Genomic DNA, 20028 nt, shown 5'->3' with positions numbered 1-20028 from the left:
CGAGGAGGCGCTACATGGGCGCAACCAACAGGTTAGCCTGCTATTCCGACCCCGCTGACCATTACTCCCACCGGGTACGCCTGGTGCTCGCGGAGAAAGGCGTTACGGTGCAGATTATCGATGTCGACCGCAATCGCCTGCCACCCAAGCTGGTCGAAGTGAACCCTTACGGCAGTCTGCCGACCCTGGTCGATCGCGATCTGGCGCTGTACGAGTCGAGCGTGGTGATGGAGTACCTCGAGGAGCGTTACCCGCACCCGCCGCTGATGCCGGTCTATCCGGTGGCTCGCGGCAACAGCCGCCTGCTGATGCACCGCATCCAGCGCGACTGGTGCAGCCTGGCCGACACCGTGCTGGACCCGCGCAGCAGCGAGCCGGCACGTACCCAGGCGCGCAAGGAGTTGCGCGAGAGCCTGACGGGCGTGGCTCCGCTATTCGCTGAAATGGCCTGCTTCATGAGCGAGGAGCAGAGTCTGGTCGATTGCTGTCTACTGCCCATACTCTGGCGCTTGCCGGTGATGGGTATCGAGTTGCCGCGGCAGGCCAAGCCGCTGCTGGATTACATGGAGCGACAGTTCGCCCGCGAGCCTTTCCAGGCGAGCCTGTCTGCTACTGAACGTGAAATGCGCAAGGTTTAAAGAGGAGCCGTTGATGAACTCCAGTCGCCCCTATCTGGTTCGTGCGCTGTACGAGTGGATCGTCGACAACGATTGCACGCCCCATATGCTGGTCAATGCCGAATACCCGGCGGTCCAGGTGCCACAAGGTTTCGCCAGCGATGGCCAGATCGTCCTGAACATCTCCCCCAGTGCCGTGCGTAGCCTGCATATGGACAACGAGGCGGTTAGCTTCGAAGGGCGCTTCGGTGGCGTGGCGCATACGCTGTATGTGCCGATTGGCGCCATCCTGGGGATCTACGCCCGGGAGAATGGCCAGGGCATGGTCTTCGAGCTGGAGCCGCCGCTCGCGGACGAGGATGACCTTGAGGACGACGGTGTCGAGCCGGATGATGACGGTCCGCCCGAGCCGCCGCGTCCGAGTGGTCGTCCGAGCCTGAAAGTCGTGAAGTAACAGGCAGTAATGAAAAAGGCGATCCGCAGGGATCGCCTTTTTCATTACTGCCGCAATTACAGGTCCTTGATGCTCTGCACCTGGTCCTTGTTGATGCGGGTCGGCTTGCCATCCAGTTGCTTGAACTCGTAGAAGCCGGAGTTGCGGTCGAAGTGCGGCGTGTCGGTGGTCTGCAGTTCGCGGCCATCGTTGAGGGTGATCACGCTCGGAGTGGAGCAGCCGGCCAGGGTGGCGAAGGTGCCGATCAGCAGGGCGGGCAGCAGCAGCTTTTTCATGGGGTACTTCCTGGATCAGAGTGAAAAAGGCGAGCGTCCCGACGCTCGCCAAGGAGTTGTCAGTCGATGTACTCGAACAGCTTGACGATCTTCTGTACGCCCGACACACCTTGCACCACATTGGTGGCAGCGTTGGCCTCTTGCTGTCTTACCAGGCCGAGCAGGTAGACGATGCCGTTTTCGGTGATCACCTTGATGCGCGAGCTGGGCACGCTCTCGTCGGTCAGCATCTGGGTCTTGATCTTGGTGGTCAGCCAGGCGTCGTTGTTGCGCGCCAGGATCGACGACGGCTGAATGACTTGCAGCTCGTTGTGTACCTTCTTGACTCGCTGCACCTGGCCGGCGGTCTGCTCGGCGAGGGACTTGAGATCGGCGCGTGGGGTCTGGCCGGCAAGCAGCACGACACCGTTGTAGCTGCTGACGACGATGTGCGAGCCTTTGTCCAGCTCCGGGTTGGCCTTGGCGATGTTGACCGAGACCTTGGTCTCGATCAGCGAGTCATCGATCTTGCTGCCGATGGTGCGGGTGCCGCGGTCATCCTCGATAGGCGAGTTGCGCGCCGAGGTGAGCACGGAACTGCAGCCCGATACGCCGAGGCACAGGGTCAGGGCCATCAGGCCGATACGCTTGGAGATCATTCTTCACTCCCGAACAGTTGGCTGTCGATCAGGTCGCACAGACAGTGGATCGTCAGCAGGTGGACTTCCTGGATGCGCGCGGTGACCGTGGCGGGGACGCGGATTTCGACGTCCTCGGGCAGCAGCAGCGAGGCCATGCCGCCGCCATCGCGCCCGGTCAGGGCGACGACAATCATTTCGCGGTCATGAGCGGCCTGGATCGCCTGGATCACGTTGGCCGAATTACCGCTGGTGGAGATCGCCAGCAGCACGTCGCCGGGCTGGCCCAGGGCGCGGATCTGCTTGGAGAAGACTTCGTTGTAGCTGTAGTCGTTGGCGATCGAGGTCAGTGTGGAGCTGTCGGTGGTCAGGGCAATGGCCGGCAGGCTCGGGCGCTCGCGCTCGAAGCGGTTGAGCAACTCCGAGGAGAAGTGCTGGGCATCGCCGGCCGAGCCGCCGTTGCCGCACGCGAGCATCTTGCCGTCGTTGAGCAGGGCGTTGACCATGACCAGGCTGGCCTGCTCGATGTGGGGTGCCAGGATGTCCATTGCCTGTTGCTTGGTGTCGATGCTGGCCTGAAACAGCCGGCGAATTCGGGATTGCATGTCCATCTGGGTGACCTTAAGAGGGGCGGTGGCCTTTGCTACGCGCAACAGTGACCAGCCCGCGAAACATAGAGCTAGAAAATCGAATTGGGTTCAGCATTCGAAGGCATTTTTCAGCCATTGAAGCGGTTGCCCCGCATGCCCCCGGCCCTGCAGGGCGATAACGTCGAAGCGGCAGGGGCGGGTGGCCCAGCGGGGTTCGTGCTGCAGGAAGAGGTTGGCGGCAAGCGCCAGTCGTTGCTGCTTGCGCCCATCGATACTGGCGAGCGCTCCGCCGAACTCCGCATGCAACCGGTAGCGGACTTCGACGAATACTACTGTATCGGCATCGAGCATGACCAGATCGAGCTCGCCCCCCTTGCATCGCCAGTTGCGCTCCAGTAGCCGCAGACCTTGCCCTTGAAGGTATTCAAGGGCGTGATCTTCGGCTGTCTGGCCGGCAAGGCTGGGCGATGCGCCGGGCATCAGCGAGGGGTGTCCGGCAGGCGCTTGACCTGGCCGCCGGCGAATTCGGCCCATGGCAGCTGGCGTTCGATGCGCTGGCTGGGGTTCATGCTCAGGCTACCGGACAGGCCTTCGACGCGGTTGTCCGGCAGCGCTTTGAGCTGGCCCAGGCGCGGAGCCAGGCTGTAGGCGTCGACGCCCATGGCGTACAGGCGGCCGAGGCTACCGGCGGCCTGGGGCCACTGCTGCACGACTTGCTGGCGCAGGCTGTTGGTGGTGTCCAGCAGCCAAGGCGTTTCGCAGAAGCGGATGCCGTTCATGTCGTTGTACTGGTTCACGTCACCGCTGGCGCTGTACAGGTTGGAGGTGGCGTAGACCGGCACGTCGCCGGCGTACTGGAAGTTCAGTGTCGGCTTGATCTGCTGGGCCTGCTGCGGCGTCGAGGCGAGGAAGATGAAGTCGATGTCCTGGCGGCGCGAAGGCTGCGCGGCGATGGTGCCGCCGACGGTGCTCTGCAGGCTCTTGGCGCGGCCTTCGCTCTGGCGCAACTGGAACAGATCGGCGATCTGCTGGGCAAGGGCGACGGGCTGGGCGATGCGCTGCGCGGTGATCAGGGTGCCGCCATTGCCTTCCCAGTCCTGGCGGAAGGCGGCGAGCACGCGGTCGCCCCATTCACCGCTCGGTACCAGGGCCACGGCGCGAACCATGCCGTCGGCGCGGGCACGGCGTGCCACTTCGCGGGCTTCGTCCTCGGCGGCCAGGCCGAACTGGAACAGCTGTGGCGGCGCTTTTTGGCCGGCGTCGGCGTAGTTCAGGGCCAGGGTGGTGATAGGCAGTTGCGGGTAGGCGGCGAGCTTCTTGACCAGCGGCTTTTCCAGCGGGCCGACCACCAGTTGCACGCCGGCAGCCTGGGCCTGACGGTAGAAGTCGTCGAGCGAGGTGATGCGCGAGCTGTCGAACACTTGTACCGCAGGGGCGGGCTGGCCACCTTGCTGGGCCTGGAAGTGAGCGGCCATGAAGCCGTCACGCAGCGCACGGGCGACACCGGCCAGTGGGCCCTCCTGGGGCAGCAGCAGGGCGATCTTGGTCAGTGGCTGGCTGGCCAGCTCCTTGAGCTTGACCAGGGCTGTCGGCAATTGCTTGGCTGCCGGGTGTTCGGGGTGCTGCTGGCGCCAGGTGTCAATGGCGGCCTGTTGCTGTTCCAGGGTGCCGGCGCGCTTCACGGCCAGGGCCAGGCTGGTCCAGCCGGCCAGGGTCTCGTCGGCGGCCGGCTGCTGCAGTTGTTCGGCGGGCAGCGAGGCGACCAGGGCCCAGATCGCGTCATTGTTGGCGCTGGCGGCCTGGCCGCTAAGCAGGGGGGCCAGCAGCGCGCGCTGCTGGGCGGCGGCCAGGGCCTGGCCGTCGGCTTCGAGGGCTGCGGCATGAACGCTGTAGGTGCGGGCCTGCTGCTCGGTCGGCAGTTCGCCGACGCGCTGCAGGCTCGGGTGGGCGAGGGCGGTCAGGGCGGCCTTGGGCTGGTTGCGGCTCATGGCGAGCTCGGCGGCCAGGGTGGAGGCGAACACCTGCTGGGCGGGCTTGAGCGGCTCCAGCGGGACCTGCTCGAGAATCCGCGCGGCGCGCGGGAAATCCTTTTGCTTGTATGCCAGGTCCGCGGCGCTCAAGCGCAGCAGGGCCGCATCCTCGGCGGACTTGCTGGAGGCCGCCTTCTCGAGCAGTTGCTCGATGCTGGCGTCCGGGGTGCGTGGCAGTTCGCCCAGGCTGGATGAGGGCGAGCTGGCGCAGGCTGCCAGCAGGGCAGCAAGGCAGAGGGCTGTGAGCAGCCGCAGACAAGCGATCATGTAAAGGTCCTGTTACTCGATCAAGTTGGCCGGCAATTGTACCCAAGCGGGGGGCGCGGCGCGATCTCGCCGACACTGAACCTTCACTATAGGTGGCCCGTGGTGTGCCCGGGGCGAAGTTCTTTGCGCCCTGTTACCGGTGCTCGGGCTACAATGGCGACCTTTGATCCGGAAAGCAGGTGTGCGCAGTGACTGATGTTGCAGGGGTTTCGAAATCCACGTTGGGCAAGCTTTACGTCGTTGCCACGCCCATCGGCAACCTCGACGACATGAGCGCCCGGGCGCTGAAGGTGCTGGCGGATGTCAGCCTGATCGCCGCCGAGGACACCCGCCACTCGGTGCGTCTGCTGCAGCATTTCGGCATCGACACGCCGCTGGCCGCTTGCCATGAGCACAACGAGCGTGACGAGGGCGGGCGCTTCATCACTCGCCTGCTGGCCGGCGACGATGTGGCGCTGGTGTCCGATGCCGGCACGCCGCTGATTTCCGATCCGGGCTATCACCTGGTACGCCAGGCGCGTGCTGCGGGCGTGCAGGTGGTGCCGGTGCCGGGTGCCTGTGCGTTGATCGCCGCGCTGTCGGCGGCGGGGTTGCCGTCGGACCGCTTCATCTTCGAAGGCTTCCTGCCGGCCAAGGCCGCCGGGCGCCGTGCGCGTCTGGAGCAGGTCAAGGAAGAGCCGCGCACCCTGATCTTCTACGAGGCGCCACACCGGATCCTCGAGTGTCTGGAGGACATGGAGGCGGTGTTCGGTGGCGATCGACCGGCGCTGCTGGCGCGTGAGATCACCAAGACTTTCGAGACCCTCAAAGGCTTGCCGTTGGCCGAGTTGCGCGCATTCGTCCAGGGTGACAGCAATCAGCAGCGTGGCGAGTGTGTGGTGCTGGTGGCCGGTTGGAGCGCGCCGGAGGGCGAGCAGGCGATCAGCACCGAGGCGCAGCGGGTGCTGGATCTGCTGCTGGCCGAACTGCCGCTGAAGAAAGCAGCGGCGCTGGCGGCCGAGATCACCGGGGTGCGCAAGAACCTGCTCTATCAGTTGGCCCTGGAAAAGCAGAAAGCCCATTAGTGGCATAATGGTATTAATGGTCGCGCCGCTTGTTCTTGAGCGCTGCTACCGGTAACCTTGGCGGCGGAGAGTCGATCGGACAGTCGCTGCCGTCTTTTGTTCCGCAAAAGGCGGGGGAGGAAAGTCCGGGCTCCATAGGGCAGAGTGCCAGGTAACGCCTGGGAGGCGCGAGCCTACGGAAAGTGCCACAGAAAACAACCGCCTAAGCACTTCGGTGCCGGTAAGGGTGAAAAGGTGCGGTAAGAGCGCACCGCACGGCTGGCAACAGTCCGTGGCTAGGTAAACCCCACTCGGAGCAAGACCAAATAGGGTTCCATACGGCGTGGCCCGCGTCGGAACCGGGTAGGTTGCTAGAGGCGTCCAGTGATGGCCGTCGTAGAGGAATGACTGTCCTCGACAAAACCCGGCTTACAGATCGACTCTCCACCTCTTCCTTTCCTGCTTGAATCGATAGCAGATGCGTCCTGGTAATACCGAAAAAATCTTACTCTTAATAAATTACTTTAACTTCTCACTCTATCCGCTTGAGTGTGTTTGATTTTTCCCGTCAGTTTTTCCCGCCTGTAATCCTTCTCCCTTCCTTTGTTGCGCTAAATCGCCGTCCTGTAAGGGATTTCCTTATGAACGTGCCTTGACGGTGTGGCGGGCGGATTCCTATAGTGTGCGCAAGTGGCAGAAAGTGGGATGAAGTGGGTTTTCTGGCACAAAAAAGCTAACATTGTGGGGAATCGCAGCCGTGTTCCGCGGAGCCAACGCCGTCAGCCTCGATGCAAAGGGCCGTCTCGCCATGCCGAGCCGGTACCGTGACGAGCTCGATTCGCGTTGCAATGGTCAATTGATCGTGACCATCGACGCCGTTGACCCCTGCTTGTGTGTTTATCCCCTCGATGAGTGGGAACAGATAGAAGCCAAGTTGCGTGCCTTGCCGTCGTTGCGTGAGGAAAACCGTCGCCTGCAGCGTTTGCTGATTGGCAATGCGGTGGACCTGGAGCTCGATGGCAGTGGGCGTTTCCTGGTGCCGCCCCGTCTGCGTGAGTACGCCAAGCTGGACAAGAAGGCGATGCTGGTGGGGCAGCTGAACAAATTCCAGCTGTGGGATGAGGATGCCTGGAACGCGGTTTCGGCAGCTGACCTTGCAGCTATTCAACAACCGGGCGCCATGCCCGATGATTTGCGTGACCTGATCCTGTGACCATAGATAGCGGCTTCAACCACATCACCGTCCTCCTCGACGAAGCCGTCGAGGCATTGGCCCTGCGCGCCGACGGTTGCTATCTGGACGGCACCTTCGGGCGTGGCGGCCACAGCCGCCTGATCCTCAGCAAGCTCGGGCCGCAAGGGCGGTTGCTGGGCTTCGACAAGGATCCTCAGGCGATTGCCACCGGGCAAGCGCTGGCGGCCGAAGACGGCCGCTTTGTCATTGTGCAGCGCAGCTTTGCCGAACTCGGCGACGAAGTGCGCGCCCGCGGCCTGGACGGCAAGGTCAGCGGCATCCTGCTCGACCTGGGCGTATCCTCGCCGCAACTGGACGACCCCGAGCGCGGCTTCAGCTTCCTCAACGACGGCCCGTTGGACATGCGCATGAACCCGGGCCAGGGCATCAGCGCCGCCGAGTTCGTCGCCACCGCCCCCGTCGAAGAAATTGCCCGGGTGTTCAAGGAGTACGGCGAGGAGCGCTTCGCCGGCCGCATGGCGCGCGCCGTGGTCGAGCGCCGCGAGAAGCAGCCGTTCACCCGTACCGCCGACCTGGCGGAAGTGCTCAAGGTCGCCAACCCGGCCTGGGAAAAGGGCAAGAACCCTGCGACCCGCGCTTTCCAGGGCCTGCGCATCCATGTCAACAACGAGCTTGGCGACCTCGAGACCGGCCTTGAAGCCGCGCTCGACGCCCTTGAGGTGGGTGGCCGCCTGGCAGTGATCAGCTTCCACTCGTTGGAAGACCGTATCGTCAAACTGTTCATGCGCAAGCTGGTCAAGGGCGAGGCAGACAATTTGCCGCGCAACCTGCCGGTCCAGCACAAGGCCTTCGAGCCGAAGATCAAATTGATCGGCAAGGCGCAGTTCGCCTCCGAAACCGAACTCAAGGCCAACCCTCGGTCGCGCAGCGCCGTCATGCGGGTCGCGGAGAAGTTGCGGTGAGCAGGCTGTTTGCCAAGCCGCTGCCAGGCGGAAGCTTCCTGATGCTTCTGCTGTTCGTCGCCGTGCTGATTTCGGCGATCGCCGTTTCCTACAGCGCCCACTGGAACCGTCAGTTGCTCAACACCCTGTACGGTGAACTGAACGAGCGCGACAAGGCCCAGGCCGAGTGGGGCCGGTTGATCCTTGAGCAAAGCACCTGGACTGCCTCCAGCCGTATCGAGAGCCTGGCCTCGGAGCAGCTCAGGATGCGCGTGCCCGCCGCTGACGAAGTGCGAATGGTGGCGCCATGATGAAGCTCGAAGGCGCACTCTACCCCTGGCGCTTCCGGGTGGTGATCGGTTTGCTGGCGCTGATGGTCGGTGCCATTTGCTGGCGCATCATCGACTTGCAGGTCGTCGACCGCGACTTCCTCAAGGGCCAGGGCGATGCTCGCAGCCTGCGCCATATTCCCATCCCCGCGCACCGCGGCCTGATCACCGATCGCAACGGCGAGCCGCTGGCTGTCAGTACGCCCGTCACCACCTTGTGGGCCAACCCCAAGGAAATGCAAGCGGCCAAGGATCGCTGGCCACAGCTGGCCGCCGCGCTCGGGCAAAATCCGCAGCAATTGAGCGAACGTCTCACCCAGCAGGCCAGCAAGGAGTTCATCTACCTGGTCCGCGGCCTGACCCCGGAGCAGGGCCAGCACGTCCTCGACCTGAAGGTTCCGGGCGTCTACGGCCTCGAAGAGTTCCGCCGCTTCTATCCGGCCGGCGACGTCACCGCACACATGGTCGGCTTCACCGACCTGGATGACCATGGTCGTGAAGGCGTCGAACTCGCCTACGACGAATGGCTCGCCGGGGTGCCCGGCAAGCGGCAGGTGATCAAGGACCGGCGTGGCCGGCTGATCAAGGACATCCAGGTAACCAAGAACGCCAAGGCCGGCAAGACCTTGGCGTTGTCGATAGACCTGCGTCTGCAGTACCTGGCCACCCGCGAGCTGCGCAACGCCATTGCCGAACAGGAAGCCAAGGCCGGCAGCCTGGTGATCATGGACGTCAAGACCGGCGAGGTCCTGGCCATGGTCAACCAGCCGACCTACAACCCGAACAACCGCCGCAGCATGTTCCCGGCCGCGATGCGCAACCGGGCGATCATCGATGTGTTCGAGCCTGGCTCGACGGTCAAGCCGATTTCGATGAGCGCCGCCTTGCAGAGTGGCCGCTGGAAGGTCACCGACAAGGTCGAGGTCTATCCGGGCAGCCTGCAAATCGGCCGCTACACCATCAAGGACGTGTCGCGCAGCGAGGGCCCGATTCTCGACCTGACCGGCATCCTGATCAACTCGTCCAACGTCGGCATGAGCAAGATCGCCTTCGATATCGGTGGCGAGGCCATCTACCGGGTCATGTCCCAGGTAGGCCTGGGCCAGTACACCGGCCTCGGCTTCCCCGGCGAGCGTGTCGGCAACCTGCCCAACCACCGCGAGTGGCGCAAGGCCGAGACCGCGACCTTGTCGTATGGCTACGGCGTGTCGGTGACCGCCCTGCAGCTGGTGCATGCCTACGCCGCACTGGCCAACGACGGCAAGATGGTGCCGCTGTCGATCCTCAAGGTCGACAAGGCCCCGGAATCGGTCCAGGCGATCCCCAAGGAAACCGCCGAAACCGTGCAGGGCATGCTGCAGCAGGTAATCGAAGCGCCGCGCGGGGTATTCCGTGCCCAGGTGCCGTTCTACCACGTGGGTGGCAAGTCCGGTACGGCGCGTAAAGCCACCGTCGGTTCCAAGGGCTACACCGAGAACGCCTACCGTTCGCTGTTCGCCGGCTTCGGCCCGATGAGCGACCCGCGCTATGCCATCGTCGTGGTCATCGACGAACCGAGCAAGGGCGGCTACTTCGGCGGCCTGGTCTCGGCACCCGTATTCAGCAAAGTGATGTCGGGCACCCTGCGCCTGATGAATGTACCGCCGGACAACCTGCCGCCCTCGACGCAGCAAGCCAGCGCAGTACCCGCCAAGGGAGGGCGAGGTTGATGACGATGCCATTGAGCAAACTGTTCGCCCATGCCAGCCGCGATCCGTTGATCCGCGAGCTGACCCTGGACAGCCGCCAGGTGCGCCAGGGCGATCTGTTCCTCGCTGTGCCGGGCGCCAAGGTCGACGGCCGTGAGCATATTGCCGACGCGCTGGCCCGTGGCGCCGCCGCGGTCGCCTATGAAGAGCAGGGCACCTGCGTGTTGCCGCTTACCGACGTGCCGCTGATCCCGGTCAAAGGGCTGATCGGCCAGCTGTCGCAGATCGCCGGGCGCTTCTATGGCGAGCCCAGCCGCCAGTTGAACCTGGTGGGTGTCACCGGTACCAATGGCAAGACCAGCGTCACCCAGCTGGTGGCTCAGGCGCTCGACGCCCTTGGTCAGCGTTGCGGGCTGATCGGCACCCTGGGCACCGGCTTCTACGGTGAATTGCAGAGCGGCCGCCTGACCACGCCGGACCCGATTGCCGTGCAATCGACCTTGAACGACCTGAAAAAGAGCGGCGCCAAGGCCGTGGCCATGGAAGTGTCCTCTCACGCCCTTGAGCAAGGGCGCGTCGCCGCGCTGGAGTTCGATATCGCGGTGATGACCAACCTGTCGCGCGATCACCTGGACTATCACGGCAGCATGGAGGCCTATGAGGCCGCCAAGGCCAAGCTGTTCGCCTGGCCGAGCCTGCGTTGCCAGGTGGTCAACCTGGATGATGAGTTCGGACGCCGCCTGGCCGCCGACTTCGCCCGCCGCCCGAGTACCGATCATATCGAGACCCGGTTGCTCAGCTACAGCCTGGAGAACCCCGACGCTTCGCTGTTCTGCCGCGAGGCCACGTTCGACGATGATGGCGTACGAGCCACCCTCGTTACCGCACAGGGCGAACGCAGCCTGTGCAGCCAGCTGCTGGGGCGCTTCAACCTGAGCAACATGCTGGCGGCGGTGGCTACCCTGCTGGCGCTGGACTATTCGCTGGACGAAATTCTCAAAGTCACTCCGCAGCTGCAGGGCCCGGTCGGCCGCATGCAGCGCCTGGGTGGCGGTAAAAAGCCGTTGGTGGTGGTCGACTACGCCCACACCCCGGATGCCCTGGAAAAGGTGCTCGAGGCATTGCGCCCGCACGCCCACGGCAAGCTGCTGTGCCTGTTCGGCTGTGGTGGTGATCGTGACGCCGGCAAGCGTCCGCTGATGGCGGCAGTCGCCGAGCGCCTGGCCGATCGTGTGCTGGTGACTGATGACAACCCGCGTACCGAGGATCCGCAGCGCATCTTCGATGACATTCGCCCCGGCTTTGCCCAGCCCGACAGCGTGGAGTTCGTCGCTGGCCGTGGCCTGGCCATTGCCCATCTGGTCGCCACTGCTGCTGCCGAGGATGTGATCGTCCTGGCCGGCAAGGGCCACGAGGATTACCAGGAGATCAATGGCGAGCGCCATGACTTCTCCGATCTGGTCGAAGCCGAGAAGGCCCTTGCCGCCTGGGAGGCTCCACATGCTTAAGCTCATGATGCTCAGCCAGCTGACTGCTGCTTTGAACGCACGCCTGGCAGGCGCCGACGCCAGTTTCACCGGCGTCAGCATCGACAGCCGCAGCGTCGCTGCCGGTCAACTGTTCGTCGCCCTCAGCGGGCCGCGCTTCGATGGCCATGACTACCTGGCCGATGTGAAGGCCAAGGGGGCGGTTGCCGCGCTGGTCGAGCGCGAAATCCCCGGTGTCGATCTGCCGCAACTGGTGGTCGCCGACTGCCGCGTGGCGCTTGGTCAGCTCGGCGCGCTGAATCGTGCAGCCTTCGACAAGCCAGTGGTGGCCATCACCGGCTCCAGCGGCAAGACCACGGTCAAGGAAATGCTCGCCGCGATCCTGCGCACCCGTGGGCCGGTGCATGCCACCCGTGGCAACCTCAACAACGACCTCGGCGCACCGCTGACCCTGCTGGAGATCGCCCCGGAGCACAGCGCCGCGGTGATCGAGCTGGGGGCCTCGCGCATCGGCGAGATCCGCTACACCGTCGGCCTGACCCGGCCACAGGTAGTCATCATCAACAACGCCGGTACCGCCCACGTCGGCGAGTTCGGCGGCCCGGAGAAGATCGTCGAGGCCAAGGGCGAGATCCTCGAAGGCCTGGGCGAGGGTGGCACGGCCATCCTCAACCTGGCCGACAAGGCGTTCGATATCTGGCGTCGGCGCGCGGGCAATCACCGCGTCGTCAGCTTTGCGCTGGACAACCCGCAGGCCGACTTCCACGCCAGCGATATCGGCCGCGACGCCCGTGGCTGCCCCTCGTTCACCCTGCATGGCCCGGACGGCAGCGTCCCGGTGCAATTGAACCTGCTCGGCATCCATAACGTCAGCAACGCCCTGGCTGCAGCAGCAGCAGCCCATGCCGTTGGTCTGAGCCTGAGCGGCATCGCCGCCGGCCTTGGCGCCGTTCAACCGGTCAAGGGCCGTACCGTTGCGAAGATTGCGCCCAGCGGCGCGCGGGTGATCGACGACAGCTACAACGCAAATCCCACCTCGATGTGTGCCGCCATTGATATACTCGCCGGCTTTTCCGGCCGCACCGTCCTGGTGCTCGGGGATATCGGCGAACTGGGGCAATGGGCCGAGGAAGGTCACCGCCAGGTGGGTGACTATGCACGTGGCAAGGTCGATGCGCTGTACGCGGTGGGCACCAACATGGCCCATGCCGTTCAGGCATTCGGTACCAATGGCCGCCATTTCGCCACTCAAGCTGAGCTGATCGAAGCCGTCAAGGCCGAGGCCGCCAGCGACACCACTATCTTGATCAAGGGCTCGCGCAGCGCTGCGATGGAAAACGTCGTGGCCGCACTGTGCGGCGCCAGCGGGGAGAAACATTAATGCTGCTGCTGTTGGCTGAGTATCTGCAACAGTTCCACAAGGGCTTCGCAGTCTTCCAGTACCTGACCCTGCGCGGGATCCTGGGTGTACTGACCGCGCTGTCCCTGGCCCTGTGGCTGGGCCCGTGGATGATCCGTACCCTGCAGATCCGCCAGATCGGTCAGGCCGTGCGTAACGACGGCCCACAATCGCACCTGTCCAAGTCCGGCACCCCGACCATGGGCGGTGCGCTGATCCTTTCCGCCATCGCCATCAGCACCCTGCTGTGGGCCGACCTGACCAACCGCTATGTGTGGGTGGTGCTGATCGTCACCCTGGCGTTCGGCGCCATCGGCTGGGTCGACGACTACCGCAAGGTCATCGAGAAGAACTCCCGCGGCCTGCCGAGCCGCTGGAAGTATTTCTGGCAGTCGGTATTCGGCCTGGCTGCGGCGATCTTCCTGTACAAGACCGCGCCGACCAGCGTCGAGACCACGCTGATCATCCCGATGCTCAAGGACCTGGCCATCCCGCTGGGCGCCGGCTTCATCGTGCTCACTTATTTCGTCATCGTCGGCTCGAGCAACGCGGTCAACCTGACCGACGGTCTCGATGGCCTGGCGATCATGCCGACGGTGATGGTTGGCGGCGCGCTGGGCATCTTCTGCTACCTGTCGGGCAACGTGAAGTTCGCCGAATACCTGCTGATCCCCTACGTGCCGGGCGCGGGCGAGCTGATCGTGTTCTGCGGCGCGCTGATCGGCGCGGGGCTGGGCTTCCTGTGGTTCAACACCTACCCGGCCCAGGTATTCATGGGCGACGTCGGCGCGCTGGCCCTGGGCGCTGCGCTGGGCACCATCGCGGTGATCGTGCGCCAGGAAGTCGTCCTGTTCATCATGGGCGGCGTGTTCGTGATGGAAACCCTGTCGGTGGTCATCCAGGTGGCTTCGTTCAAGCTCACCGGCAAGCGCGTGTTCCGCATGGCGCCGATCCACCACCACTTTGAACTTAAGGGTTGGCCCGAGCCACGGGTGATCGTCCGCTTCTGGATCATCACCGTGATTCTCGTGCTGATTGGCCTTGCCACCCTGAAACTGAGGTAAACGAGCGTGTCACTGATCGCTTCCGACCAATTCCGCATCGTTGTCGGCCTCGGCAAGAGCGGCATGTCCCTGGTTCGCTTCCTGGCGAGCCGGGGCATTGCCTTTGCGGTCGCCGACACCCGCGAGCAACCGCCGGAACTGGACACCCTGCGCCGTGAATACCCGCAGGTGGAAGTGCGCTGTGGCGAGCTGGACGTGGACTTCCTGTGCCGGGCCAACGAGCTGTATGTCAGCCCGGGCCTGGCCCTGGCCACACCTGCGCTGCAACAGGCCGCGGCGCGTGGCGTCAAGCTGTCCGGGGACATCGAGCTGTTCGCCCATCACGCCAAGGCGCCGATCGTGGCCATCAGCGGCTCCAACGCCAAGAGCACCGTGACCACCCTGGTCGGCGAGATGGCCGCCAAGGCAGGCAAACGTGTGGCGGTCGGCGGCAACCTCGGCACCCCGGCCCTGGACTTGCTGGCTGACGACGTCGAGCTGTACGTGCTGGAGCTGTCGAGCTTTCAGCTGGAGACCACTGACCAGCTCAACGCCGAAGTGGCCACCGTGCTGAACATCAGCGAAGACCACATGGACCGCTACAGCGGCCTGCCGGCCTATCACCTGGCCAAGCACCGGATCTTCCGCGGCGCCCGCCAGGTGGTGGTCAACCGCCAGGATGCCCTGAGCCGTCCGTTGCCGGTCGAAGGCCGTCCGTGCTGGACCTTTGGCCTCAACGCACCGGACTTCAAGGCCTTCGGCCTGCGTGAAGTGGATGGCGAGAAATACCTGGCGTTCGAGTTCCAGACCCTCATGCCAGTGCGTGAGCTGAAGATCCGTGGTGCTCACAATCACAGCAACGCCCTGGCTGCCCTGGCCCTCGGCCACGCCGTCGGCCTGCCGTTCGAGCCGATGCTCGAAGCGCTGCGCGAATTCAAGGGCCTGGCCCATCGTTGTCAGTGGGTGCGCGAGCGCAACGGCGTGAACTGGTACGACGATTCCAAGGCCACCAACGTCGGTGCCGCGCTGGCGGCCATCGAAGGCCTGGGCGCCGATATCGAGGGCAAACTGGTGCTGATCGCCGGCGGCGATGGCAAGGGTGCCGATTTTGCGGCCTTGCGCACCCCGGTGGCGCAGCATTGCCGCGCCGTGGTGCTGATCGGCCGCGATGCCGCACGCCTGGCCGAAACCCTGAAGGATGCCGTGCAACTGGTGCCCGTGCAGACCCTCGATGAGGCCGTGCAGCGTTGCGCCGAGCTGGCCCACGCCGGTGACGCGGTGCTGCTGTCGCCGGCCTGCGCCAGCCTCGACATGTTCAAGAACTTTGAAGAGCGCGGGCGCCTGTTCGCCCAGGCAGCGGAGGGGCTGGCATGATCTTCGGCATCCTCAAACCGTACCCGTCGCCGCTGATCAGCGGCCGTGGCATCGACCTCGACTTCCCGCTGCTGGCCGGTTGCCTGGCGCTGCTCGGCCTGGGCCTGGTGATGATCACCTCGGCCTCCTCCGAAGTGGCCGCGGTGCAGTCCGGCAACCCGCTGTACCACATGTTCCGCCACCTGGTGTACGTCACCCTGGGCCTGGGCGCCGGGTTGATGACCATGCTGGTGCCGATCGCCACCTGGCAGCGCATGGGCTTCATGATGCTGATCGGTGCCTTCGGCCTGTTGGTGCTGGTGCTGGTGCCCGGTATCGGCCGTGAGGTGAACGGTTCGATGCGCTGGATCGGCTTCAGCTTCTTCAACGTCCAGCCGTCGGAGATCGCCAAGGTCTTCGTGGTCATTTATCTCGCCGGCTACCTGGTGCGTCGCCAGACCGAGGTGCGCGAAAGCTGGATGGGCTTCTTCAAACCGTTCATCGTGCTGCTGCCAATGGCCGGCCTGCTGCTGATGGAGCCGGACTTCGGCGCCACGGTGGTGATGATGGGCGCTGCGGCGGCCATGCTGTTCCTCGGCGGGGTGGGGCTGTTCCGCTTCTCGCTGATGGTGGTGCTGGCGGTCATATCGGTGGTGGTACTGGTCCAGGCCCAGCCTTACCGGATGGCGCGCCTGATCACCTTCACCGACCCCTGGAGCGACCAATTCGGCTCCGGCTACCAGCTGACCCAGGCGCTGATCGCCTTCGGCCGCGGCGAATGGTTGGGCGTGGGCCTGGGCAATAGCGTGCAGAAGCAGTTCTACCTGCCCGAGGCGCACACCGACTTCGTGTTCTCGGTACTGGCCGAAGAGCTGGGGGTGGTCGGCTCGTTGCTGACCATCGCGCTGTTCGTGTTCATCACCGTGCGTGCCCTGTACATCGGCCTGTGGGCCGAGAAGGCCAAGCAGTTCTTCGCCGCCTACATGGCCTTTGGTTTGTCATTCCTGTGGATCGGCCAGTTCCTGATCAACATCGGCGTGAATGTCGGCCTGTTGCCGACCAAGGGCCTGACTCTGCCGTTCCTCAGCTACGGGGGCAGCTCGCTGGTGATCTGTTGCGCCTGTGTCGGGCTGCTTTTACGCATCGAGTGGGAGAGCCGCACCCATCTTGGCAGCGAGGAACACGAATTCAAGGAAAGCGATTTTGCCGAGGAGACCAGTCATGGCCGCTGACGGCAAGAACGTCCTGATCATGGCCGGTGGCACTGGGGGCCACGTGTTCCCGGCCCTGGCCTGTGCCCGCGAGTTCCAGGCACGCGGCTACAGTGTGCATTGGCTGGGTACCCCGCGTGGCATCGAGAACGAACTGGTGCCCCAGGCCGGCCTGCCGCTGCACCTGATCCAGGTCAGCGGCCTGCGCGGCAAGGGCAAGCTGTCGCTGCTCAAGGCGCCGTTCACCCTGGTCAAGGCCGTGATGCAGGCGCGGCGCATCGTCCGTGAGCTCAAGCCGGTCTGCGTGGTCGGCTTCGGTGGCTATGTGACCGGCCCCGGTGGCGTAGCCGCGCGGTTGTGTGGCGTGCCACTGGTGATCCACGAGCAGAATGCTCGCGCCGGTACCACCAATCGGTTGCTGCTGCCGCTGGCCGCGCGTGTCTGCGAAGCATTCCCGGACACCTTTGCCGCCAGTGACAAGCTGCGCACTACCGGCAATCCGGTGCGCCCGGAGCTGTTCATGGACGCCCTGCGCGCGCCCCTGACCGAGCGCCGTGCGCGCCTGTTGGTCATGGGCGGCAGCCTGGGTGCGGAACCATTGAACAAATTGTTGCCTAAGGCCCTGTCCGAGGTGCCGGCGAACCTGCGCCCCGAAGTTTTCCACCAGGCGGGCAGGAACCACGCGCCCGTCACCGCCGAGCGTTATCACGAGGCGGGGGTCGAGGCCCAGGTCGAACCGTTCATCAAGGACATGGCCCATGCCTATGGCTGGGCCGATATGGTGGTGTGCCGGGCCGGCGCCCTGACCGTCAGCGAACTCGCGGCGGCGGGCCTGCCCTCGATGCTGGTGCCCTTGCCCCATGCCATCGACGACCACCAGACCCACAACGCCCAATACCTGGCACGTGAAGGCGCCGCCTTCCTGATGCCACAAGCGACTACTGGCGCAGCGCAGCTCGCTGAACGCCTGAATGAGGTGCTGATGCAACCCGAGAAACTCAACGCCATGGCCGGCACCGCCCGCCGCCTGGCCAAACCTGCCGCAACCAGCACCGTGGTGGATATCTGCCTGGAGGTGGCCCATGGTTGAGAGCCAGAAAGCCATGCCGCATCCCAAGATGGGCCGTATCCGTCGCATCCACTTCGTCGGTATCGGCGGCGTGGGCATGTGCGGCATCGCCGAAGTGCTGCTGAACCTCGGCTATGAAGTGTCCGGCTCCGACCTCAAGGTGTCGCCGGTCACCGAGCGCCTTGAGTCGTTCGGCGCCGAGATCTTCGTCGGCCACCGCGCCGAGAACGCCGCCAATGCCGATGTGCTGGTGGTGTCCAGCGCGATCAATCCGGCCAACCCGGAAGTCGCCACCGCACTGGAGCGCCGCATCCCCGTGGTGCCGCGTGCCGAGATGCTCGCCGAGCTGATGCGCTATCGCCATGGCGTGGCGGTGGCCGGCACCCACGGCAAGACCACCACCACCAGCCTGCTGGCCTCGGTGTTCGCCGCCGGTGGCCTGGACCCGACCTTCGTCATCGGTGGTCGCCTGACCGCGGCCGGGACCAACGCGCAGTTGGGCACCAGCCGCTACCTGATCGCCGAAGCCGACGAGAGCGACGCCAGCTTCCTGCATCTGCAGCCCATGGTCGCGGTGGTCACCAACATCGACGCCGACCACATGGCCACCTACGAAGGCGACTTCAACAAGCTGAAGAAGACCTTTGTCGAGTTCCTCCACAACCTGCCGTTCTATGGGCTGGCGGTGATGTGCCTGGACGACCCGGTGGTGCGCGAGATTCTGCCGCAGGTCAAGCGCCCGACGGTTACCTACGGCTTCAGCGAAGAGGCCGACATCCGCGCCATCAATGTGCGTCAGCAGGGCATGCAGACCCACTTCACCGTGCTGCGCCGTGACTGCGAGCCGCTGGAAGTGTCGGTGAACATGCCGGGTAACCACAACGTGCTCAACGCGTTGGCGACCATCGCCATCGCCACCGACGAAGGCATCAGCGACGAGGCCATCGTCCAGGGCCTGTCGGGCTTCCAGGGCGTCGGTCGACGCTTCCAGGTCTACGGCGAGCTGCCGGTCGACGGTGGCAGCGTGATGCTGGTCGACGACTATGGCCACCACCCGACCGAGGTCGCCGCGGTGATCAAGGCCGTGCGTGGCGGCTGGCCGAGCCGCCGCCTGGTAATTGTCTACCAGCCGCACCGCTATAGCCGCACCCGCGATCTGTACGACGATTTCGTGCAGGTGCTGGGCGATGCCAACGTGCTGCTGCTGATGGAGGTCTACCCGGCCGGCGAAGAGCCGATCCCCGGCGCCGACAGCCGCCAGCTGTGCCACAGCATCCGCCAGCGCGGCAAGCTCGACCCGATCTATATTGAACGCGGCGCCGAGCTCGCGCCGCTGGTCAAGCCGCTGCTGCGTGCCGGCGACATCCTGATCTGCCAGGGTGCCGGCGATGTCGGCGGCCTGGCCCCGCAATTGATGAAAAGCCCGCTGTTCGCAGGCGCCAAGCAGGAGAAGTCGAAATGACCAGCGCCTACGACAAGTTGCACTCGACCCTGGACGTCAAGGCCTTTGGCCGCGTCGCCGTGCTGTACGGTGGCAAGAGTGCCGAGCGTGAGGTTTCCCTGAAGTCGGGCAAGGCAGTGATCGAAGCGCTGACCAACGCTGGTGTCGACGTAGTCGCCATCGACGTCGGCGACGACCTGCTGACCCGCCTGCAGAGCGAGAAGATCGACCGCGCCTTCATCATTCTCCACGGCCGTGGCGGTGAAGATGGCAGCATGCAGGGCCTGCTCGAGTGCCTGGGGATTCCCTACACCGGCAGCGGCATCCTCGCCTCGGCGCTGGCCATGGACAAGCTGCGCACCAAGCAGGTGTGGCAGAGCCTGGGTATCCCCACGCCGCGTCACGCCGTGCTGGCCAGCGAGCAGGATTGCGTGGCCGCCAGTGCGGAACTGGGCTTCCCGTTGATCGTCAAACCCGCCCATGAAGGTTCGAGCATCGGCATGGCCAAGGTGAACAGCGAGCAAGAGCTGGTCACCGCCTGGAAAGACGCCGCCAACTACGATTCGCAAGTGCTGGTCGAGCAGTGGATCCACGGTCCGGAGTTCACCATCGCCGTGCTGCGTGGCCAGGTGCTGCCGCCGATCGCGCTGGGCACCCCTCACGTGTTCTACGACTACGACGCCAAGTACATCGCCAATGACACCCAGTACCGCATCCCGTGCGGCCTGGACAGCGTCAAGGAGCAGGAGCTGATCGACCTTACCGCGCGCGCCTGCGATGCCGTTGGTATCGAGGGCTGGGGCCGTCTGGACGTGATGCAGGACGAGCAGGGCCGTTTCTGGCTGCTCGAGGTCAACACCGCACCGGGCATGACCGACCATAGCCTGGTGCCCATGGCGGCCCGTGCCGCCGGCCTGGACTTCCAGCAGCTGGTGCTGGCGATCCTGGCCGACAGCGTAGCGACGAGAGGTTAATAGCC

Annotated in this window: 20 protein-coding genes and 1 other RNA gene; 16 read left to right on the top strand and 5 right to left on the bottom strand. The window is 64.8% G+C overall.

The window, feature by feature from the left end; genetic code table 11:
* Positions 1 to 14: 14 nt before the first annotated feature.
* Together OH705_RS05390 and OH705_RS05385 are read left to right on the top strand one after the other, a co-directional pair.
* Positions 15 to 638 carry a glutathione S-transferase N-terminal domain-containing protein gene (locus tag OH705_RS05390; protein ID WP_023630220.1) on the top strand — a complete coding sequence of 208 codons (624 nt, stop codon included), beginning with the start codon at positions 15 to 17 and terminating at the stop codon, positions 636 to 638.
* 13 nt (positions 639 to 651) lie between these two features.
* Entirely contained in the window at positions 652 to 1071 is a 420-nt protein-coding gene (locus OH705_RS05385; RefSeq protein WP_046857019.1) for a ClpXP protease specificity-enhancing factor, read from the top strand.
* 56 nt (positions 1072 to 1127) lie between these two features.
* Here OH705_RS05385 and OH705_RS05380 read toward each other — a convergent pair whose 3' ends face one another.
* The 5 genes from OH705_RS05380 to OH705_RS05360 all read right to left on the bottom strand — a co-directional run bounded on the left by OH705_RS05380 (position 1128) and on the right by OH705_RS05360 (position 4850).
* The gene (locus tag OH705_RS05380; RefSeq protein WP_023630218.1) at positions 1128 to 1346 is read right to left on the bottom strand and encodes a YgdI/YgdR family lipoprotein; all 219 of its coding nucleotides are present in this window, start codon (positions 1344 to 1346) and stop codon (positions 1128 to 1130) included.
* Between the two features lie 59 nt (positions 1347 to 1405).
* Complete coding sequence (locus OH705_RS05375) at positions 1406 to 1984, bottom strand: BON domain-containing protein (RefSeq protein ID WP_023630217.1); 579 nt, start codon at positions 1982 to 1984, stop codon at positions 1406 to 1408.
* Positions 1981 to 2574, bottom strand: a complete 594-nt coding sequence (locus tag OH705_RS05370) for a phosphoheptose isomerase (protein ID WP_023630216.1) — start codon at positions 2572 to 2574, stop codon at positions 1981 to 1983. Before OH705_RS05370 ends, OH705_RS05375 begins: the two co-directional genes overlap by 4 nt.
* A gap of 87 nt (positions 2575 to 2661) precedes the next feature.
* Positions 2662 to 3033 carry a YraN family protein gene (locus OH705_RS05365; protein ID WP_094010222.1) on the bottom strand — a complete coding sequence of 124 codons (372 nt, stop codon included), beginning with the start codon at positions 3031 to 3033 and terminating at the stop codon, positions 2662 to 2664.
* A complete protein-coding gene (locus OH705_RS05360) occupies positions 3033 to 4850 on the bottom strand; it encodes a penicillin-binding protein activator (protein ID WP_094010221.1) in 1818 nt (605 codons plus the stop codon). Before OH705_RS05360 ends, OH705_RS05365 begins: the two co-directional genes overlap by 1 nt.
* A 188-nt stretch (positions 4851 to 5038) precedes the next feature.
* On the opposite strand from OH705_RS05360, the gene rsmI reads away from it, so the two are divergent.
* The 14 genes from rsmI (at position 5039) to OH705_RS05290 (ending at position 20023) form a co-directional block, all read left to right on the top strand.
* A complete protein-coding gene (rsmI, locus tag OH705_RS05355; RefSeq protein WP_267301285.1) occupies positions 5039 to 5914 on the top strand; it encodes a 16S rRNA (cytidine(1402)-2'-O)-methyltransferase in 876 nt (291 codons plus the stop codon).
* A gap of 67 nt (positions 5915 to 5981) precedes the next feature.
* Positions 5982 to 6341: RNase P RNA component class A (gene rnpB, locus OH705_RS05350), an RNA gene on the top strand.
* A gap of 309 nt (positions 6342 to 6650) precedes the next feature.
* The gene (mraZ, locus tag OH705_RS05345) at positions 6651 to 7106 is read left to right on the top strand and encodes a division/cell wall cluster transcriptional repressor MraZ (protein ID WP_011535546.1); all 456 of its coding nucleotides are present in this window, start codon (positions 6651 to 6653) and stop codon (positions 7104 to 7106) included.
* Entirely contained in the window at positions 7103 to 8050 is a 948-nt protein-coding gene (gene rsmH, locus OH705_RS05340; protein WP_371041614.1) for a 16S rRNA (cytosine(1402)-N(4))-methyltransferase RsmH, read from the top strand. Before mraZ ends, rsmH begins: the two co-directional genes overlap by 4 nt.
* On the top strand, positions 8047 to 8340 hold the full coding sequence (gene ftsL, locus OH705_RS05335) for a cell division protein FtsL (RefSeq protein ID WP_023630124.1): 294 nt from the start codon (positions 8047 to 8049) through the stop codon (positions 8338 to 8340). Before rsmH ends, ftsL begins: the two co-directional genes overlap by 4 nt.
* On the top strand, positions 8340 to 10067 hold the full coding sequence (locus tag OH705_RS05330; RefSeq protein ID WP_172670937.1) for a peptidoglycan D,D-transpeptidase FtsI family protein: 1728 nt from the start codon (positions 8340 to 8342) through the stop codon (positions 10065 to 10067). Before ftsL ends, OH705_RS05330 begins: the two co-directional genes overlap by 1 nt.
* Positions 10067 to 11554 carry a UDP-N-acetylmuramoyl-L-alanyl-D-glutamate--2,6-diaminopimelate ligase gene (murE, locus tag OH705_RS05325; protein WP_267301279.1) on the top strand — a complete coding sequence of 496 codons (1488 nt, stop codon included), beginning with the start codon at positions 10067 to 10069 and terminating at the stop codon, positions 11552 to 11554. The genes OH705_RS05330 and murE overlap by 1 nt, the downstream gene beginning before the upstream one ends.
* Entirely contained in the window at positions 11547 to 12914 is a 1368-nt protein-coding gene (locus tag OH705_RS05320; protein WP_267301277.1) for a UDP-N-acetylmuramoyl-tripeptide--D-alanyl-D-alanine ligase, read from the top strand. Before murE ends, OH705_RS05320 begins: the two co-directional genes overlap by 8 nt.
* Entirely contained in the window at positions 12914 to 13996 is a 1083-nt protein-coding gene (gene mraY, locus OH705_RS05315; RefSeq protein WP_011535540.1) for a phospho-N-acetylmuramoyl-pentapeptide-transferase, read from the top strand. Before OH705_RS05320 ends, mraY begins: the two co-directional genes overlap by 1 nt.
* A 6-nt stretch (positions 13997 to 14002) precedes the next feature.
* Entirely contained in the window at positions 14003 to 15349 is a 1347-nt protein-coding gene (murD, locus tag OH705_RS05310) for a UDP-N-acetylmuramoyl-L-alanine--D-glutamate ligase (protein ID WP_267301275.1), read from the top strand.
* Positions 15346 to 16560, top strand: coding sequence for a putative lipid II flippase FtsW (gene ftsW, locus OH705_RS05305; RefSeq protein ID WP_023632511.1), 1215 nt, complete (start codon positions 15346 to 15348; stop codon positions 16558 to 16560). The genes murD and ftsW overlap by 4 nt, the downstream gene beginning before the upstream one ends.
* Complete coding sequence (murG, locus tag OH705_RS05300; RefSeq protein ID WP_263159200.1) at positions 16550 to 17629, top strand: undecaprenyldiphospho-muramoylpentapeptide beta-N-acetylglucosaminyltransferase; 1080 nt, start codon at positions 16550 to 16552, stop codon at positions 17627 to 17629. Before ftsW ends, murG begins: the two co-directional genes overlap by 11 nt.
* A complete protein-coding gene (murC, locus tag OH705_RS05295; RefSeq protein WP_038707416.1) occupies positions 17622 to 19070 on the top strand; it encodes a UDP-N-acetylmuramate--L-alanine ligase in 1449 nt (482 codons plus the stop codon). Before murG ends, murC begins: the two co-directional genes overlap by 8 nt.
* A complete protein-coding gene (locus OH705_RS05290) occupies positions 19067 to 20023 on the top strand; it encodes a D-alanine--D-alanine ligase (RefSeq protein WP_263159198.1) in 957 nt (318 codons plus the stop codon). Before murC ends, OH705_RS05290 begins: the two co-directional genes overlap by 4 nt.
* The last annotated feature ends 5 nt before the right edge of the window (positions 20024 to 20028 follow it).

Source organism: Pseudomonas sp. BJa3 (genome assembly GCF_026343815.1).
GTDB lineage: Bacteria > Pseudomonadota > Gammaproteobacteria > Pseudomonadales > Pseudomonadaceae > Aquipseudomonas > Aquipseudomonas soli.
This window is presented reverse-complemented; position numbering and strand designations above follow the sequence as displayed.

Excerpts from the sequence above, each read along its gene's own strand:
- OH705_RS05390 (WP_023630220.1), top strand. The coding sequence starts at position 15 with ATGGGCGCAACCAACAGGTTAGCCTGCTATTCCGACCCCGCTGACCAT.
- OH705_RS05385 (WP_046857019.1), top strand. The coding sequence starts at position 652 with ATGAACTCCAGTCGCCCCTATCTGGTTCGTGCGCTGTACGAGTGGATC.
- OH705_RS05380 (WP_023630218.1), bottom strand. The coding sequence starts at position 1,346 with ATGAAAAAGCTGCTGCTGCCCGCCCTGCTGATCGGCACCTTCGCCACC.
- OH705_RS05375 (WP_023630217.1), bottom strand. The coding sequence starts at position 1,984 with ATGATCTCCAAGCGTATCGGCCTGATGGCCCTGACCCTGTGCCTCGGC.
- OH705_RS05370 (WP_023630216.1), bottom strand. The coding sequence starts at position 2,574 with ATGGACATGCAATCCCGAATTCGCCGGCTGTTTCAGGCCAGCATCGAC.
- OH705_RS05365 (WP_094010222.1), bottom strand. The coding sequence starts at position 3,033 with ATGCCCGGCGCATCGCCCAGCCTTGCCGGCCAGACAGCCGAAGATCAC.
- OH705_RS05360 (WP_094010221.1), bottom strand. The coding sequence starts at position 4,850 with ATGATCGCTTGTCTGCGGCTGCTCACAGCCCTCTGCCTTGCTGCCCTG.
- OH705_RS05330 (WP_172670937.1), top strand. The coding sequence starts at position 8,340 with ATGAAGCTCGAAGGCGCACTCTACCCCTGGCGCTTCCGGGTGGTGATC.
- murE (WP_267301279.1), top strand. The coding sequence starts at position 10,067 with ATGACGATGCCATTGAGCAAACTGTTCGCCCATGCCAGCCGCGATCCG.
- OH705_RS05320 (WP_267301277.1), top strand. The coding sequence starts at position 11,547 with ATGCTTAAGCTCATGATGCTCAGCCAGCTGACTGCTGCTTTGAACGCA.
- mraY (WP_011535540.1), top strand. The coding sequence starts at position 12,914 with ATGCTGCTGCTGTTGGCTGAGTATCTGCAACAGTTCCACAAGGGCTTC.
- ftsW (WP_023632511.1), top strand. The coding sequence starts at position 15,346 with ATGATCTTCGGCATCCTCAAACCGTACCCGTCGCCGCTGATCAGCGGC.
- murG (WP_263159200.1), top strand. The coding sequence starts at position 16,550 with ATGGCCGCTGACGGCAAGAACGTCCTGATCATGGCCGGTGGCACTGGG.
- murC (WP_038707416.1), top strand. The coding sequence starts at position 17,622 with ATGGTTGAGAGCCAGAAAGCCATGCCGCATCCCAAGATGGGCCGTATC.
- OH705_RS05290 (WP_263159198.1), top strand. The coding sequence starts at position 19,067 with ATGACCAGCGCCTACGACAAGTTGCACTCGACCCTGGACGTCAAGGCC.